The following is a 17358-nucleotide window of genomic DNA, read 5'->3' on the forward strand; positions in this document are numbered from 1 at the left end:
TTATTTTTAAAATGGCTTTGACTGATTATGCTGTTCTAATAATTGATCTAACGAATATTGACCACTTTGAATATGGTCAAACATTTCTAAAAAATATTGATCTTGTACGTCTAAATCTCTACCTTTGTCCACATCCATAAAGCTACGAATTTGTACACCATTGCCATACATAACTACGATTTGAGATTGTTCATGTTGTAATGCTTGATGTAATGCATCAATAGCAGTGGATTGATCGATAGGAAGCATTCCCGAAATCTCCTTCATAGAAGTACTCCTTTGTGTATCCATCTGCATACCACCTTGCTCCCAAAGAGGCCAATTTATAGATAATGTATGACCTGTTCGCTTAGCTGTATGCACCAATTTATTCCGATAATGAGCATATTGATCCATAAAAGCATTAGCTGTTGCATAATCGCTCTGTCCGATATTACCAAGCACTCCTGCAAGAGATGAAAAAAGAACAAAGAAATCCAGTTCAAACAGTTGGCTATATTGATCTAAATATATCGTTCCATTCACTTTAGCTTCTAATACATTGTTCCACTCTTCTGGTGTTTTTCTAATCATAAAGCTATCTTTCAACACACCAGCACTGTGTATAATTCCGTTTAATCTTCCGAATTCTTTTTGGATAGTATTCATCAAAGTAGATACTTCTTCTCTATTTGTAATATCAGATACATAATAAAAAGCCTGAGCTCCATACTCTTGTAATTTATCTATTTTGGTTTGAATCTCTTTATCTAACATAGAGCGACCTGTGATAATCAAAATCGGCTCTGTAACAGATTGTGCTATATCTTGCGCAATCAGATAACCGATTCCTCCCATTCCCCCAGTAATTAAGTAGACATGTTGATCTTTCCATGCCTGTTTTATAGAGGTAGCACTAGGAACAAATTCTTGCCATGTTGCAATATATCTTCGATAGTTATGATAAGAAATATGCGTATCACCTGCACTATCTCTACACTCACATAATTTATCTACTGGATCAAATGCAGCAGCTAAACCGTCTAATTCGATCATTTGTACAATTAACTTCGGCTTTTCTAACTCCGCTGTTTTTAACATACCTGAAAGTGCAGTATACAATTGATAATCTTGATCATGTACGACCACTAATTGTACTAAAATAGAACCTTCTGGTTTGGACTGTAGTAATCGTTGTACTTGAGTAAATGCTTCTAAAGCCGCCGTTCCAAATCGTTGTTCTAAAGGTTGATTCCCATCACAACCAAGCTGTATGCATAATGCGTCTGGAAGTTCTCGTCGAATCTGTTCAGCTATATGTGTCGCAGGACTACAGACCATAATGATATGTTGATGAAATGAAATTTCAGGTACTGTTACAGTATCTTGCTCCAACCATTCGGGTACCAACATTATAGTTTCTTTAGGATACAACGGAGCTTGTAACGATTCTAAACGTTTACTTGTAAATCCTTTTAGACTCGCACAGACTTCCCCATTTTCATGACAAATATCAATATCTAATTTCTGTACTTTATCCATTGGATCACTTCCTTCGCTGTAACGAATATAAGACCACATCGATGCAGAACATGCACTAAATATTCGAATCTGTTCTAATGCAAATGGCAATAGTGGAGCATTTGAACGATCTGCTGAATGATGGCTACCCACGATCAGCCCAATAGAAGCTTGTAATGCTCCATCCATCATACTTGGATGAAGCACATAAGAAGATAATGAAGCTTCTAGCATCTTAGGTATATTCAATGGAGCCAGCACACCCATTGTACCTATTTGCAAAGAAGAAATACTCTGCAACCGCTCTCCATAATACAATCCCATCTGTTCAAACTTTTCATAGCAGGTAGTCGCTATTATCTCTTCTTTAACAGACTTTTGAATAGTGGCTAGATCCAATATAGGTGCATCTGTTAAAGATTGTTGTACCGCTCTACCCTGATTATGAATAGTTCTTGTAGTTACATGGTGACTTTCTTGTTCTGTATACACTTCATATTGAATATGGTTTTCATCTTCTGCATATAACGCAACATGAACAGCCAATTCTCTATCTTCCATACGGATTGGAGTTGCCCAGATTATATTTTCTAACGACCACAAAGTGCGGTCTAAAGATGTACTTGTAGATTGTGCAATCGCTTCGCGCACCATTTCCAAATAAGCAACGCCTGGCAAAATGTTATTCCCATTCACTACATGATCTGCGAAGAAGAATTCCTGACCATTAAAAATAGAAGTAAATCTTTGCTCCGATAATTGAGAAGTATTGCGATGTAGCAAAGGATGCAAAACCATCTTATCGATGACTGTCGATGCATTACGCTCCCGGTCTTGATCTGATATCGCTATATCTGTTTCTGTCTGCATAGGTGCTAACCAATATTTTTCCTTTACAAAAGGATAAGCAGGTAAATGAACAATATTGCTTGTGACTGATCGATTCAATGCACTCCAATGAATAGGCACACCTTGTATCCAAAGTTCTAAAAGAGCATCATACTGACCTTGTAAATAATAATCATTTATAATCTGCTGCATGTGTTCTTCAGAGTCAAACATCGACGTCATATCAAATAAACGTTTTACAGTTCCTTTGTAATAATTAGGCATATGTTCGTCAGGTTGTTGAATAAAAGAGGTTAATTTGGATTGTAAATCCGATACCGAATGTACCATCCAAGCCACACGTTCTTCCATCGCTTCTCTACCCACTTGTAACGTATAAGCAATATCTGTTAATGAAGAATGTGATGATACAGCATGCTCTAGAAATGAAAGTAATTGACGAGCACGTTCGATCAGTTGCTCGGATTGACGGGCAGACAATACAATCATTGTTGGCTGAAGATCAATCGGTTCAGATTGTGATTGGAGTTCAGTCGGCTGTGCTATATATTCCTCTAAAATCACATGGGCATTAGATCCGCCCGCACCAAAAGAAGAGATTCCAGCAATACGCGGAACTTCTTTAAGTTGACCTTCGATATTTATTTGTGGTCTTTTCCAATCTGATAAATGTTGCTGTACAGCAAAAGGAGTCTGCTCAAATGGAATCTCCGGATTAAGTCTTGTTGCATGTAATGTAGGTGCAATTTTTTTATGCTTCATCTGTAAAATGATTTTGGTGATTCCTGCAATTCCTGCTGCTGATTCAAGATGTCCCATATTACTTTTCACAGAACCAATAGCACAATATTGTTGTTCTTGCGTGTCTATACGGAATGCTTTGGTTAATCCTGATACTTCAATAGGATCACCTAATGCTGTTCCTGTTCCATGAGCTTCGATATAACTAATTTCCTGCGCATGAATACCTGCTCGATCCATCGTATCGCGAATGAGGTTAGCCTGAGCTGTTGGATTGGGAACCATATATCCATTGGTTTTACCGCCGTGATTAATACCTGTGCCTCGGATGATAGCATGAATAGCATCCCCATCTGCTATAGCTTTTGATAGTGGTTTGAGTAGCAATACACCTACACCTTCACCTGGAACAAATCCATCTGCTTGCTCTGCAAAACTTTTACATTGACTATCAGCTGCTAGCATCTGTTGTGCACATAGACCAATATAATTGGATGGATGCAAATATAGATTTACTCCTCCAGCAATCGCTAATTCACAAGCTCCACTACGTATACTTTCACAAGCTTCGTGAATGGCTGTTAACGAAGAAGAGCACATCGTATCGACCGGCTTACTAGGTCCATGCAGATCAAGCAAATAAGACACTCGATTCGCTACTGAGCTAAATGAAGTCATTGGAAATAAATCACTCCCCTGCTTCCACAGTTCCGGTCCATACAAGTTGTAGCCTGTTTTCGTAATACCGGCAAATACACCCACTCTGCTCTTATAATGTTCTGTCAGCTTTTCTCTAGTATGTCCAGCATCTTCTAACGATTCCCATACTGATTGTAAAAAAATACGTTCTTGTGGGTCCATATTGATCGCTTCTCGAGGCGATAGTTTGAAAAATAAAGGATCAAAATCTGCAAACCCGTTTATAAATCCGCCCCATTTACTATAACTCTGTCCTTGAGCTACGGCATGCTTACGATCAGGGTTATAAAATCCTTCGATAGACCAGCGCTCTTCAGGTATTTCGCTAATACAATCGATTCCATGTTCCAAGTTGTACCAATATTGCTCTAGATTATCGGCTTGCGGATAGCGTCCACTCATCCCAATAATAGCTATAGGCTCTTGTTGTATGGGCGATGTAGAGTGAGCTGAACTAACAGATTGAGCTACAGGGGGTACTGTTGGTTCTTGCGCTTGCATTTCTTGTACAGGCATTCTTAATTTACGATATCCTTTGTCCGAAATCACTTTAGAGCTGTTATTAGTTAATAAAGACGTTGATGCTACTCTAGTTGATTGGGATGGATTTATCTCTAATAATTCAATAAGCTGTTGCTGATGCTCTTTTATAAAATACTTCATAAGAGCTAGCAATGACTGATGCTCAAAAAATAAAGTACTGTTGATCGAATCAAAATGTTTACGTAACTTATTCGTCAATTGCACAATCAATATTGAATCGATACCGTATTTCTCTAATGGCTCTGAAATATCAATCTGGTCATAAGGTAACTTAACTAAATCCCCGATTAGTTGCTGAAAATAAGGCTTACTGTGTTGCAGCATTTGTTCTTCTGTGATTGGTTCTTCGGTAGCAAGATTCAAATTTATCTGAACATTCTCCTGATGCTCGTGTGGATGAGAGATATCTTGTTCCATAGATGTAGTATTGATTGTCCGGGCTTGCTCCATCGTCTTCTTATCCATATTGTTGAGTAAAAGATTATTAGATTGAGATCGTGGTAAACGAATCAATCCTTGACTAGCAGCTACGATAATTTGTTGCCCTAATGGTTGGGCTGACTTCGTAGGAAATGTTACTGTATGAAAACCTGTATATTCAAGTGCTGTACGCCAGTGATGCTCATCCAATACAGGCGATCCTAGAATACGAATAGATGCATCTTCATACATCCACCAACCTTCTAACAATCCAAAAGTAAGATGACTAAACAATGTACTGCGATTGAGTTCATTCAACAATAACAATCCATTACGTTTCAAAAGTGAATGGATATGCTTGGCTGTACGATTAATATTTTGTGTTGCATGTAGCACATTTGCGGCAATAACAATATCATAACTACCTATAGATAATGATTGTTCTTGCACAGGCTGTTCGACATTGAATAATTGGTATTTGAGATAAGAATGATCTTGACCAAACATCATTTCTGCTCGATTCAAAAAAGCCTTCGACAGATCAGTGTATGCATATTCTGCAATAGCGTCTGTATAAGGCTTTAATTTTTTCAAGACGATACTACTTGTTCCTCCAGTACCTGCTCCTGCTTCCAAAATACGAATAGACGCTGATGGATCATGTTGTAACCTTGCTTGAATATAAGAGACAACTGTATCAGCAAGCTTTTCATTAAAATAATCTGCAACTGCATTATTCTTGTACAAGTTTTCAAGTAATGACATCGAAGCATCTGGAAACATGATATCTGTAGCTAACACTTTACCTTTTATAATATCTGGAAGATGCTTCAACATTGTATCTACTAATACGACTTGAGCGCGCAGATCAGGATGTTGAATCCAGACTTCTTTTCGATGCTCCCATTGGATCCAAAGTTGTTCAGTGGAACCATATAGATCATCTATATTTTTTTGTTTTAACATCAATCTACTATGGTCTAACCAGCGTTCATATACTTCAATAACTTCATTATGATGCTCCAAACACTGTGCCTGTTGTAACTGATAATACAATAAATGAGCTAATAAAGTTTCTAATTCTTGATCAAATATTTGCATCGTTTGCATCAAGCTATTCACTTTAGCATGATCTTTATAATCTCGTTGTAATGTCTCTATAGCTATAGCATTCACTTCTGGCGCAATCCATAATTGTTCATCTGCATGGGTAGTAATGACTGCATCAGGTTGAGTAGTACGAATAAAAGTCATATGATCTATAGCGTTTCCCACGAGATATTCAATAGCCTGCATAGCTTCTTTAGGCTCTATAAATCCTACGCCTGATTGAATTAACCTTTGCTTGAAGGCTGTAGGTACTTTTTCGGCAATTCCGATTTCGCCCCAGTATCCCCAGCTTATTACTTTGATTGGAAATTCAAATTGTTTTCTCATCTCATACGCAAATGTATCTGTAAAAGTACAGCCTGCCGCATAGCTACTCTGACCAATCGGCTTGCTAAATGAACTCATAGAAGAAAAGAATAGTACAATTTCTAGCGGCTCTTTTGCAAAAACTTGCATCATAGCAAGACTGATATCTATTTTGGCAGATAGACTGGCTTGAAAGTGTTCTTCTTGCATATGACTCAAACTGGCATCCATAACTCCTACCGCCGAATGGATCATACCATTAATAGACGAATACGATTGTTTAATCGTTTGATAAGCTTCTGTCAGACTTTGCAGATTAGATGCATCGGCACTGATATATAAAGGTGCTATCCCCTGCTGACCTAAGAGATCTATTTTATTTTGAATTTGCGGATTCAATGGTCGTCTACCGATCCATACTATTCTCGCATTATACGTATTAATCATATACTGACTCCATACTTCCCCAATTCCGCCAGCACCGCCAATAACTACATAGACTCCATTCTGTTGAAAAGAAGTGACTGATTCTTTTGGGGCATCAACTATCATTAACTGTTGACGATACCATTGTTTTTCACGATATAACCAAGTATTACCTTCAAGATCAGCAGGTAAAGTTAACAAATCACAGGTAGCAATATCAAAATGATCTTCCATATCCACATGTTGAATATTCCAATTGGAATATTCTTTAGCCAGAGAACCTACTAGACCTGCAATACCTGCATGTTCTGCATATACATTTTCGTTAACAGATAAAGGCTGCGTATATGCTGTAACAATAGTCCATGCTAGATCCTTTTCGCCATAACCTAACTGTAATAATGATTTCAATATTCGAAATATTTGTATTATTCCTTTAGATGGTTGGTGTACAGGGACATGTAAAAGATCAAGATGAATCGTATTAGATATAGACCATACAATATGATCAATTACAGGCTCTTTTTCTAACAAAGCAGTGATTTGATCTACATCAGCATCTATTTCTAATTGCGCATATCGTATCTGTGGATAATCTTGGATTAGATTCAACCACAATGCTGGAGTCTCTCCTATGCATAACACATGTGTTGAAGGCAAAATATGAGATGCTGTAAATTCTGGAATAACGCTATCCCATACCGGATACTGCATCAATGCACCTACTGGAGGAGCACTTACAGTATGCTGTACATCATCTTGATGATGACTCAAATGAAGAATACTTAGCCCTTTAAGTTCAATACAGAGTTCTCCTTGTTCATTACAGATATCAATGTCTACTTTATCCAAAGATTTCTGTTGTTCTGGAGTATCTTGATAACGTACCCAGGCCCACATGGTAGATGTACATGATTGATATATTCTCATTTCATCCAATGCAAATGGAGTTACTGAATCATATCCAAGTGAAGGTAATCCTATACATGCTTGAATAGCTGCATCCATCATACTTGGATGTAAAATATATTGTTCTTCTGTATGTGATACGGTTGGTGGCAGTGATAATTGAGCGATAGCTTGCTGATGCCCTACGTATATGTTTTGTAGCGCTTGTTGAGCAGGCCCATAATAAAGTCCAACCTGTTTGAAAGATGCATAACATTCTTCTCCTATAATCATCTGCTGGTCGCACTTTTGAATAAGAGAAGAGATATCAATTTCTTTGTGTTCTTTTGTAGTTGGAACCACTGTTACTGTTCCCTGATTGTACAGTGTAGTCAGTGCATCATCTTGTTGACTATAAATTTCGTAATGTAGTACCTGATCATTTTGTGGAATCAATTGAATATGAATCTGTACAGGTTCTTTGTCTACAGCTATTGGACGTACCCAGGTTACATTTTTGAATACAATCATTGATTCTTGATGTTCATAAAGTTCTAATGCTTGCACCACAGAAGCACGCGCCATCTCCAAATAAGCAACACCTGGCAATATTCGCTGTCCTTTAATCACATGATCATCTAAGAAAAATTCTTTTCCTGTAAATGTGGATGTAAATCTCTGTTGGATCAGTGTAGACGTATTATGATGAAGCAATGGATGGATCATATTCGATTCATTTGCTGTTGTATTCTGATTAGAATCTATAGTTAATTCATTAGGAATCCAATATCGTTTATTTTCAAAAGCATATGTCGGCAAACTGATTCGTTGTAATGAACGATCGATATACATAGTTGCCCAATCGATATCCATTCCTTTTACCCACAGTTTTAATAATTTATGATATTTCCCCTTTTGCATCCAGCGTTGTACAGTTTCTTGCATATCCTCATCTGCTGTTAAAAATTCAAGTACTTCCTGATCTCGCTTCACTTGTCCAACATACATATGATCATTCCATAATGTAGAATCGGTTTGTTCAATATAGTTATTTAATTGAGTAATAAGTTCATGAATCGAAGATACACGTATAGCTAATCTTTCTTCCATGGCTTCTCTACCCACTTGCAAAGTGTATGCAATCCGTTCTAACTCATGATCTGTATAGCGATCAGATTGCATAGCTATTCTTAATTGCTTAGCTTGTTCTCGTAAACGCTGTTCATTTCGTGCAGATAATACAATTAATACAGACTCTTCATGTGCAGATGAATCTGTATTGAGAGAAGAAGGTACATATTCTTCGACCAGCACATGAGTATTCACTCCACCAAATCCAAAAGAGCTTACTCCTGCTCTACGTGGCAATACGTTGCCTTGTTCATCTTGTAAAGGCACCCATGATCGGTTTGTATCCACAATATAAAATGGACTTTGCTCTAATTGAATATATGGATTCAATTGTTCAAAATGGACTGTTTTAACCAGTGTTTGATGTTTCATTTGTAATAATACTTTAATGATTCCTGCAATACCTGCTGCTAATTCCAAATGCCCAATATTGGTTTTGATAGATCCTAATCCGCAGGTTGCTGTATTAGATGCAGCATCATAACCTAACTCATTGAATGCCATTTTCAGACCATTGATCTCAATAGGATCACCCAGTGGAGTCCCTGTTCCATGTGCTTCAATATAACTGATTGTTGCAGGATCAACATGAGCACGGCTATAGACAGATTTAATCAAATCTGCCTGAGCTCTTGGATTCGGTGCAGTCAATGAGGTCGCTCTTCCTCCATGATTTTCACTGGTACCACGAATTAATCCATAGATATGATCGCCTGCTTGCTCGGCGTCTTTTAAGCGTTTGATAAAAATCATACCTACGCCTTCTCCGCGAACATAACCATTAACCTGATCAGAGAATGTTTTGCAACGACCATCCTGACTTAACATCCCTGCTTTGTTAAAGCTAATATGATAATCAGGATCAAGAATAGTATTGACTCCACCCACCACTGCCGTATCACAATCTCCATTATGAATCGCTTGTACAGCTCGATGAAGAGCAACCAGAGAACTGGAGCACGCTGTTTCAATAGGTTCACTTGGTCCATTTACATTTAGAAAAAAGCTCATTCGATTCGGTCCTACAGACGACACACTACCTGTCGATGAGTATCCTTCGATCTCTGTATTTGCTTGAGACAAAAGATGGCTATAACCACTATTAGCCGTACCTACAAAAATTCCCATTTTACTACCTGATAAGCTAGAAGGAGCATAACCTGCATCTTCTATCGCTTTCCAGATATACATCATCATGAGACGCTGTTGCGGGTCCATCAATTCAGCCTCACGCGGAGAAATGCCAAAAAACATTGGATCAAAATCAGCTACTCCATCTATAAAGCTTCCCCATTTAATATTCGTCTTATTCTTTTCTTGATAAGGATCACCATAGTAGGCTTTCCAATCCCAACGATCAGCAGGTATCTCGGAAATACAATCTTTACCTTCTATTAGATTTTCCCAAAGTGCATGAATATCTTCTGCCATAGGAAATCTACCGCTCATCCCTATAATAGCGACAGGGTCTGGACTTTGATCTGTAGAAGAAACAGGTTGATATGAGGTCTCTGTTTCTACTGGCTTTTGAAAACGCGATCGTGTTGTAGGAATAGATCTACTATTTACCGATTCAGCTTCTTGTTTAAGCCCATTATCTACTGTCTTTGTTGAATCCGAAGTGAAAGGAACTTTCCTTTGAACATTTGGCATCAAGGTAGATGTTAATTGTACGGCATAAGTAGTTACCAAATGTTTGGCTAATGTATGAAGAGTTGAATATTCAAAAAAGACAGTTGGTGTTAAATCCAAGTGATATTTCTCATTTAGCTGATTGGAGAAGTCTGTAAATGAGATCGAGTCAAATCCATATTCGTTCAATTCTACATCTGGATAAATATCTTTTGAGCTTACTTTAAGCATATGAGAAACGATTTGAATTAAAGCAGATTGCATTTTCTCAATTAATGGAGTTGAATTCATCTCGCTTTTCCCCTCTATGAATGGGTCTAATATAGATGGAGTTGAATCATGATGTAGAATAGTAGAAGCATGCTGTTCTGTTAAGCTTTCTGCTACAAAAGGTTGTAATAACGATTGAAGCTTATCGGTATCGCCATGTAAAACAACAACCTGATCTTGGCTACTTTTAATAGCTTTATAAAATAACTGGATTCCTGTATCGGCATCCATAGGAATCATACCTAACTGTTTTCGAATTCGTGTGCGTTCTACAGTATTTAACTGCATCCCTCCATCTTCCCAAAGCGGAAAATTGAGTGATAATGTCTTACCTGAACGCTGTTGATAAGTCACTTTATGATTACGCTCCGAAGCGAAGATATCCATAAAAGCATTTGCGGTTGCATAATCTGCTTGACCTGTATTACCGACCACTGAAGCAAGAGAAGAGAAAAGCACAAAAAAATCAAGTGGCATATCTGCGCTTACTTGATCTAGCAATAATGTTCCATGAACTTTAGGAGCTAATACTTCTTCGATTTCTTCGTTAACTTTGTGCTGGATATAATGATCACGATGTATACCTGCACTGTGAATAATACCATGCAACTCTCCACAGATGGATCTAATCTGATCGATCATAGTAGTTACATCTTCTGCTATTGTAATGTCTGCTACAAGATAGTGAATTTGAGCTTGATGATGTTGCAATTGATCTAACTTTGCTTGCATAAAATGATCTAGCGGTGAACGACCCACTATAATAAGAGTAACTTGATTGGTTTGTTGAATAATCTCTTGCGCAAAAATATACCCAAGACCTCCAAGGCCTCCTGTAATTAAATAATGACCTTGATCTTTCCATGGAAGCTGCGATTCTTCAGATAGTGTAGGCTCCCACTTGTTCCAATCACGTATATAACGAATCTGATTATCGTAACGTACAATAGAAACAGATTCATTCTGATTATCTTTGATTTTGTGTAGCACATTTATAGCTGTTTCTTGAAGACCCACTTGAATACATTGCGTTTTAAATTTACTGTATTCTTGTTGAGCCGTCTGTAATGTTGCAGCTAATCCAAGTAACGTATGATACTTTCCTTTATTAGGTACAATAAGTTGCAGCAATATGTTTTCGGAAGAATTGGATATTGATTGCTTTAACACGTCAATCAATTGTACTGTGCAACTTGTAAATAAGTGTGCATTCTGTTCTTCTGTTGTTACATAAGCAATCTCTTCTTCTTGCAAAATAATACAGTGAACATGTGGCATACTTGTACGAATATCATTGTATATAGATGCAAAAGATGGAGCTAATACTATGATATGATGAATATTTCTATTGGTATGATCGGAATGTGATAATACTGTCTGTTCTGTCCAAGTTGGCGTAAGTAGCATCGAATCATGATGATCTGAAGATGCTGTTATTGCATGCTCTAATGTTCTAGGCGTAAAGCCACTAAACCGAACACAAATATGACCTTCATTATCGCAAAGATCAATATCTAATTTATGAATTTTATCATTTGCTGTACTTCCAGCACTATATCTTGCCCATACCCACATTTCTGGAAGGCATGGTTGAAATATTTCCAATTTCTGTAGTGTAAATGGAAGTGTAGATTTGCCTTGATATAAAGGGTTACTTACAGTCCCGATCGTATAACCAATCGCTACTTGTAAGGCGGAATCCATCATACTAGGATGCAATTGATATAACTCTTTATCTGGTAACTGATCTACAGGCATCTTGAGGCGTGCTAACACTTCATGATCTTCTGTTGCTTTGGTATAGACGACCTCTATGCCTTTTAAGCTTTCTCCTAAAGTTATTCCATTTTTCTGTGACTGCTCATAAAATTGGTTAGCACTTATAGGACTGATTGAATATTGATGTTGTAGATGAACAATGTCGATGGCTGTTGGTGGTGCTTGCTCTATAATGGATGCTGATCCTTGACTATATACAAGACGATCTCTATTTTCTGTAGAATCGCTATAAATTTCAAAAGAAAGGTCACCATTTGATTCTACATATATATCAATATGAGCTATAAATGGATCTATTTCTAAATGTAAAGGACTGGTCCACACGATATTTTTAAGTTGAATGATTTGATGATCTGGGATACCGCCTATCGCTTCTGTAACAGCTGCTCGTATCCATTCCAGATGAGCCACCCCTGGCAATACTTTGTTGCCTTGTACAATGTGATCTCGGAAAAAGAATTCGTTACCCGTAAATATAGAAGTATATTTTTGTTGTTGTAAATCTGACGTATTTTTGTGCAGCAATGGATGAATAGATTCAACAGCTACTGATTTAGAAGAGGTAAATCTTGCTGCTGGTGTAGATAAGGCTGGAACCCAGTATTGATTTTTAGCAAATGGATAGGTTGGAAGCGGTATTCGGTGTTGTTCTTCTTTTGCAAATATATCTCCCAGATTCCACTCATACCCTTGCACAAATACATCCTTCACTGCTACTAAATATTCCAGATAAGAAGCATCTTGTTTGGCTTGTTGGCACTTTTGAATACAGTCTGCTGCATATTTTTTGAATGATAATTGTTCACGGTTTTCACTTCGATTTACTTGCCCTACAGTTACTTCTGGAGATTCGCCTTGATCTAACCATTGTTGTAGATATGTCGTTAATTCTTGCTGACTTTGTACAATACAAGCCAAACGGTGATTCAAATGCTGTCTACCACTCAATAGGGTGTAACTGATCGCAGCACAATCAGCTGTATGATTCATATTCCAAGATAGTAATTGTTGCGCTTGCTGACGTAATTGTTGCTCTGTACGTGCAGATAATACGATAAGATATCCTGCTTTGGATACTTGGGATTGGGCACCAGTCTGTGGTGCTTCTTCTATTACCATATGAGCATTAGTTCCGCTAAATCCAAATGAGCTAATCGCTGCACGTCGAGCTTGATCTATAGGAACTTCCCACTCTTTAGTGGTCGTATTAACATAAAAAGGGCTATCTGAAAAAGAAATGTTGGCATTGCCCTTTTCCAAATGTAAAGAAGCTGGAATTTTTTTATTTTTAAGTGATAGTACTATTTTGAGAATCCCTGCAATACCTGCCGCTGTCGCCAAATGTCCGATGTTGGTTTTGATTGAACCTATAGCGCAATATTCTTGTTCATTTGTATACGTGCTAAAAGCTTTTGTTAATGCTTGATATTCAATAGGATCGCCTAATTTTGTTCCAGTCCCATGTGCTTCTACCATCTGAATATGTGCCGGATTAATATTAAACGAATCATATACTTGTTGTTCTAATCTAGTCTGAGATTTGGCACTTGGTGCTGTAATCCCATTCGTTGTACCATCTTGATTGATTCCACTTCCCTGTATCACACCGTAGATATGATCTCCATCCTCTAGTGCTTCGTGCAGACGTTTCAATACAATAGTTCCTGCACCTTCCCCGGGTACAAAACCATCTGCTTTCTCATCAAAAGTGTGACATCTTCCTTCAAGAGATAACATACCTGCACGATTAGAATCTAGATAAAATTGAGGTGTCGATTGAAGAAAAACACCACCAGCTAATGCCATATTAATTTCATTTGCCCATAATGCCTGACAAGCTAAATGAATTGCAACCAACGAGCTAGAACAAGCTGTATCTACAGCAATAGCAGGTCCTTGTAAATCTAAATAATAAGCAATTCGTGCAGGTATAATAGATCCTGCTTTGCCCCAAAATGATTGCGGTGGCGGATTATCTCCGACTAGCGTTGGATAATCACTACTCGTACAACCTACATAAACACCGCATTTTTGACCTTTGATCGAATGACCCGCATAACCTGCATCTTCTAATGCTTTCCAAGATTCTTCTAGAAAAATACGTTGTTGCGGATCCATATATATAGCTTCTTGTCCTGAAATATTAAAAAATAACGGATCAAATGTGCTGATATCATCTAAAAAACTACCTTGATCGCAATATTCCTGATCTGCATCATAATATTGCGATAAATCCCATCGAGATACACGCTGAATCAGATCGGTTCCTTGTTCTAAATGTTTCCATAATTCATCAGGAGTATTGGAACCTGCAAAGCGCCCACTAATCCCTATAATCGCAATCGGCTCACGTGAATGTATATCCTGATTGGAAGATAACGCAGGCTTGGGCTTGGATTGTGGCACTACATGATATTGCCATTCTTCTGGAATAGTCACTACGATTTTCCCGATATTTTCGCGGTTTTCAATGTTCCGATAAGCTTCTTGCAATTGATCAAATCTAAACAGTTGACCGATATGAGGAACAATGATCCCTTTTGCTACCCAATCTAACATTTCGTTGTAGTACTCTACCAATCTTTCAGGTTGCTCTAAACTTAGTTTTCTTAAGTCAAGGCTGTAAAAAGACTGATTAGAGCCCATTTGAGATAGATCGATTGCTTTTGCACTTTTTAAAGCAGTCATTGCGATTTCAATATAACTTCCATTGGAAGCTAGACTATTTAATCCTTTTTGAAGAGCATCGCCTGATAAAGTGTTAAGAATAATATCCACGCCTTGACCGTTTGTAAGCTGTTTAATCTGTTTTTCAAAATCGACTTCTCTATAATTGATCACATGATCTACACCTATAGATAATAAATAATCCAACTTGTGTTGTGAGCCTGCTGTGGCATAGATTTCAGCCCCATAGTGTTTAGCCAGCTGAATAGCGACCAGACCAACTCCTCCGGTGGCAGTCTGAATTAATATCCGTTGCTTGGGTCTGATCTGTACTTTGCCAAAAGCAGCAATAACAGTCATAGCGACAACAGGTAAAGAACAAGCTTCTGCAAAAGAAAGCGTAGATGGTTTGGCAAACACTTGAGATGCTTTACATGTAATAGCTGTTGCATGGGCTCCCATATGTTCGCTAGCAAAAAAGACAACGTCTTCTCCAGAACGAATATGTGTCACTTGTGCCCCTACATCGACTACAATTCCTGCGGCTTCAAAACCAGGTGTAAATGGATAGGGAGGCATTGTAGGATACATCCCTTTTACGCTTAATAAATCACCAAAATTTAAAGAAAACGCGCGTACAGCGATACGAACTTCATCTTCTTTAAGTGCTGGTACTTCATGCGCTTGAATAGATAATTCTTGAATATCGGATGGTCGATGAAGTACAACTTGATAAAAAGAGGTATCAGAAGCGTTAGGAGTTATTGTATGCTCCTCTGAAATAATTCGGTTTATGGGTGAAGAATTATATTTGGTATCCTCTTTTGAAGGTTGTACAGATACACTTACTTTGCTAGGAGTTAGATTATCTTGAATCGTTGAAACAGGTTCACTCGCTTCAGACGAATCTTTAGCCACTTGTAACATCTGTTTGAAATGAGCAGAATATTCTTCTAATAAGTACTCTACCAACAAATCAACATTGTTGTAATCAAACAATACGGTAGTCTGTAGAGATAATTGACCACGCTTATTGATTAAATTAACCAGATGTACAGCAATAATAGAATCGACTCCATATTCAGCAAAGCTACGATCATTTTGAATACGATCTGTATTGATTTTGAGATCCTCTGCTATACTTCCGCGAACGATATCACTGACAAAGTCCAGCACCGCTTGATCTGTTACAGCATTAACACTAGCATCTTCTTTAGCTTGCTTTCTCATAAAAGTATGGTTAGGTGGAATTATAGGTATATCGACTTCCGGTATGATATTATTTCGAGCATGAATAACAATTCCATCGCTTTGAGAAGCAATAATTTGTTGCTTGAACATTACCGCTTCTGATGCAGGATATGTAATCGTGTGAAAACCTTCGCGTTTTAATATTTTTTTCCAAGAGTCAGCTGATAGTGCAGGTGATCCACTAATACGTAAAGCTTTATCTTCATAAGCCCACCATCCTTCAAGTAATCCAAACGTCAGATGATTGATTAACGACTTATCTGTGATTTCATTCACAAGTAACATCCCATTTTTCTTTAGAGTGGTTTTAACAGTTTGCACAGTATGACGAATATTTTGGGTTGTATGCAGAACATTACTGGCAATAATAAGATCATATGCACCCAGATCAACGCCTTGACTAGCAAATGACTTTTTCAAATCAATAATTTGATAGTTCAAATAAGGTACAGACGGTCCATACTTTTGTTCTGCATGCATCAAGAATGCTTTTGAAATATCGCTATACACATATTCCTCTATATGACTTTCCCATATTTTTAAATGTTCAAAAACTACTTCACTTGTTCCCCCCGTTCCTGCTCCTATTTCTAAAATACGTACTTTTCTGCCCGCTTGTGCACACTTTTCAACATAAGCAGAGGCAGATTCTGCAAGTACAGTATTGAAGTAATCTGCTGTAGAATGATGTTTGTAAATACCTTCTACCAGTTGCATAGAAGATTCAGGAAACATAATTTCAGTAGCTAATCTGTCTCCTTGCAAAATAGAAGGTAGATTACGCAACATACGATCCACTAACTGGACTTGAGCTTGAAGATCCGGGTTTTGTAACCAGCCAGAAAGTTGTTTTTCCCATTTGTCCCAATAGCGATCTACTACTTGTTTATATATGTTCGTGTCTTTTAAGTTATCTTTATGAGTAGGCAATAACTGAACTTGAGCTTGAAGCATTGCAATACTTTCCACTAACCATTGAGGATAAAATGATAATGTACCTTTTTGCCATACAAAATCTTTATTCAAACAACCTGTAGCATGCAACTGGCACCACAATAGTTGGATTAAAAGTTCATTGACAGCTTCCATTTGTTGATTTGCTGATTCCATCATCTTGAAGTTTTTCATGTCTGAGCACTCCTTTTT

Annotated in this window: 1 protein-coding gene; it reads right to left on the bottom strand. The window is 37.7% G+C overall.

The features are described 5' to 3' along the window. Positions 1–6: 6 nt before the first annotated feature. Positions 7–17340 carry an SDR family NAD(P)-dependent oxidoreductase gene (locus tag PTI45_RS23895; protein ID WP_069327600.1) on the bottom strand — a complete coding sequence of 5778 codons (17334 nt, stop codon included), beginning with the start codon at positions 17338–17340 and terminating at the stop codon, positions 7–9. Between the last annotated feature and the right edge of the window lie 18 nt (positions 17341–17358).

Origin of the sequence: Paenibacillus nuruki (assembly GCF_001721045.1) — a bacterium.
Lineage (GTDB): Bacteria > Bacillota > Bacilli > Paenibacillales > Paenibacillaceae > Saccharibacillus > Saccharibacillus nuruki.

Coding starts and splice junctions, on each gene's coding strand:
- PTI45_RS23895 (WP_069327600.1), bottom strand. CDS start 17,340: ATGAAAAACTTCAAGATGATGGAATCAGCAAATCAACAAATGGAAGCT.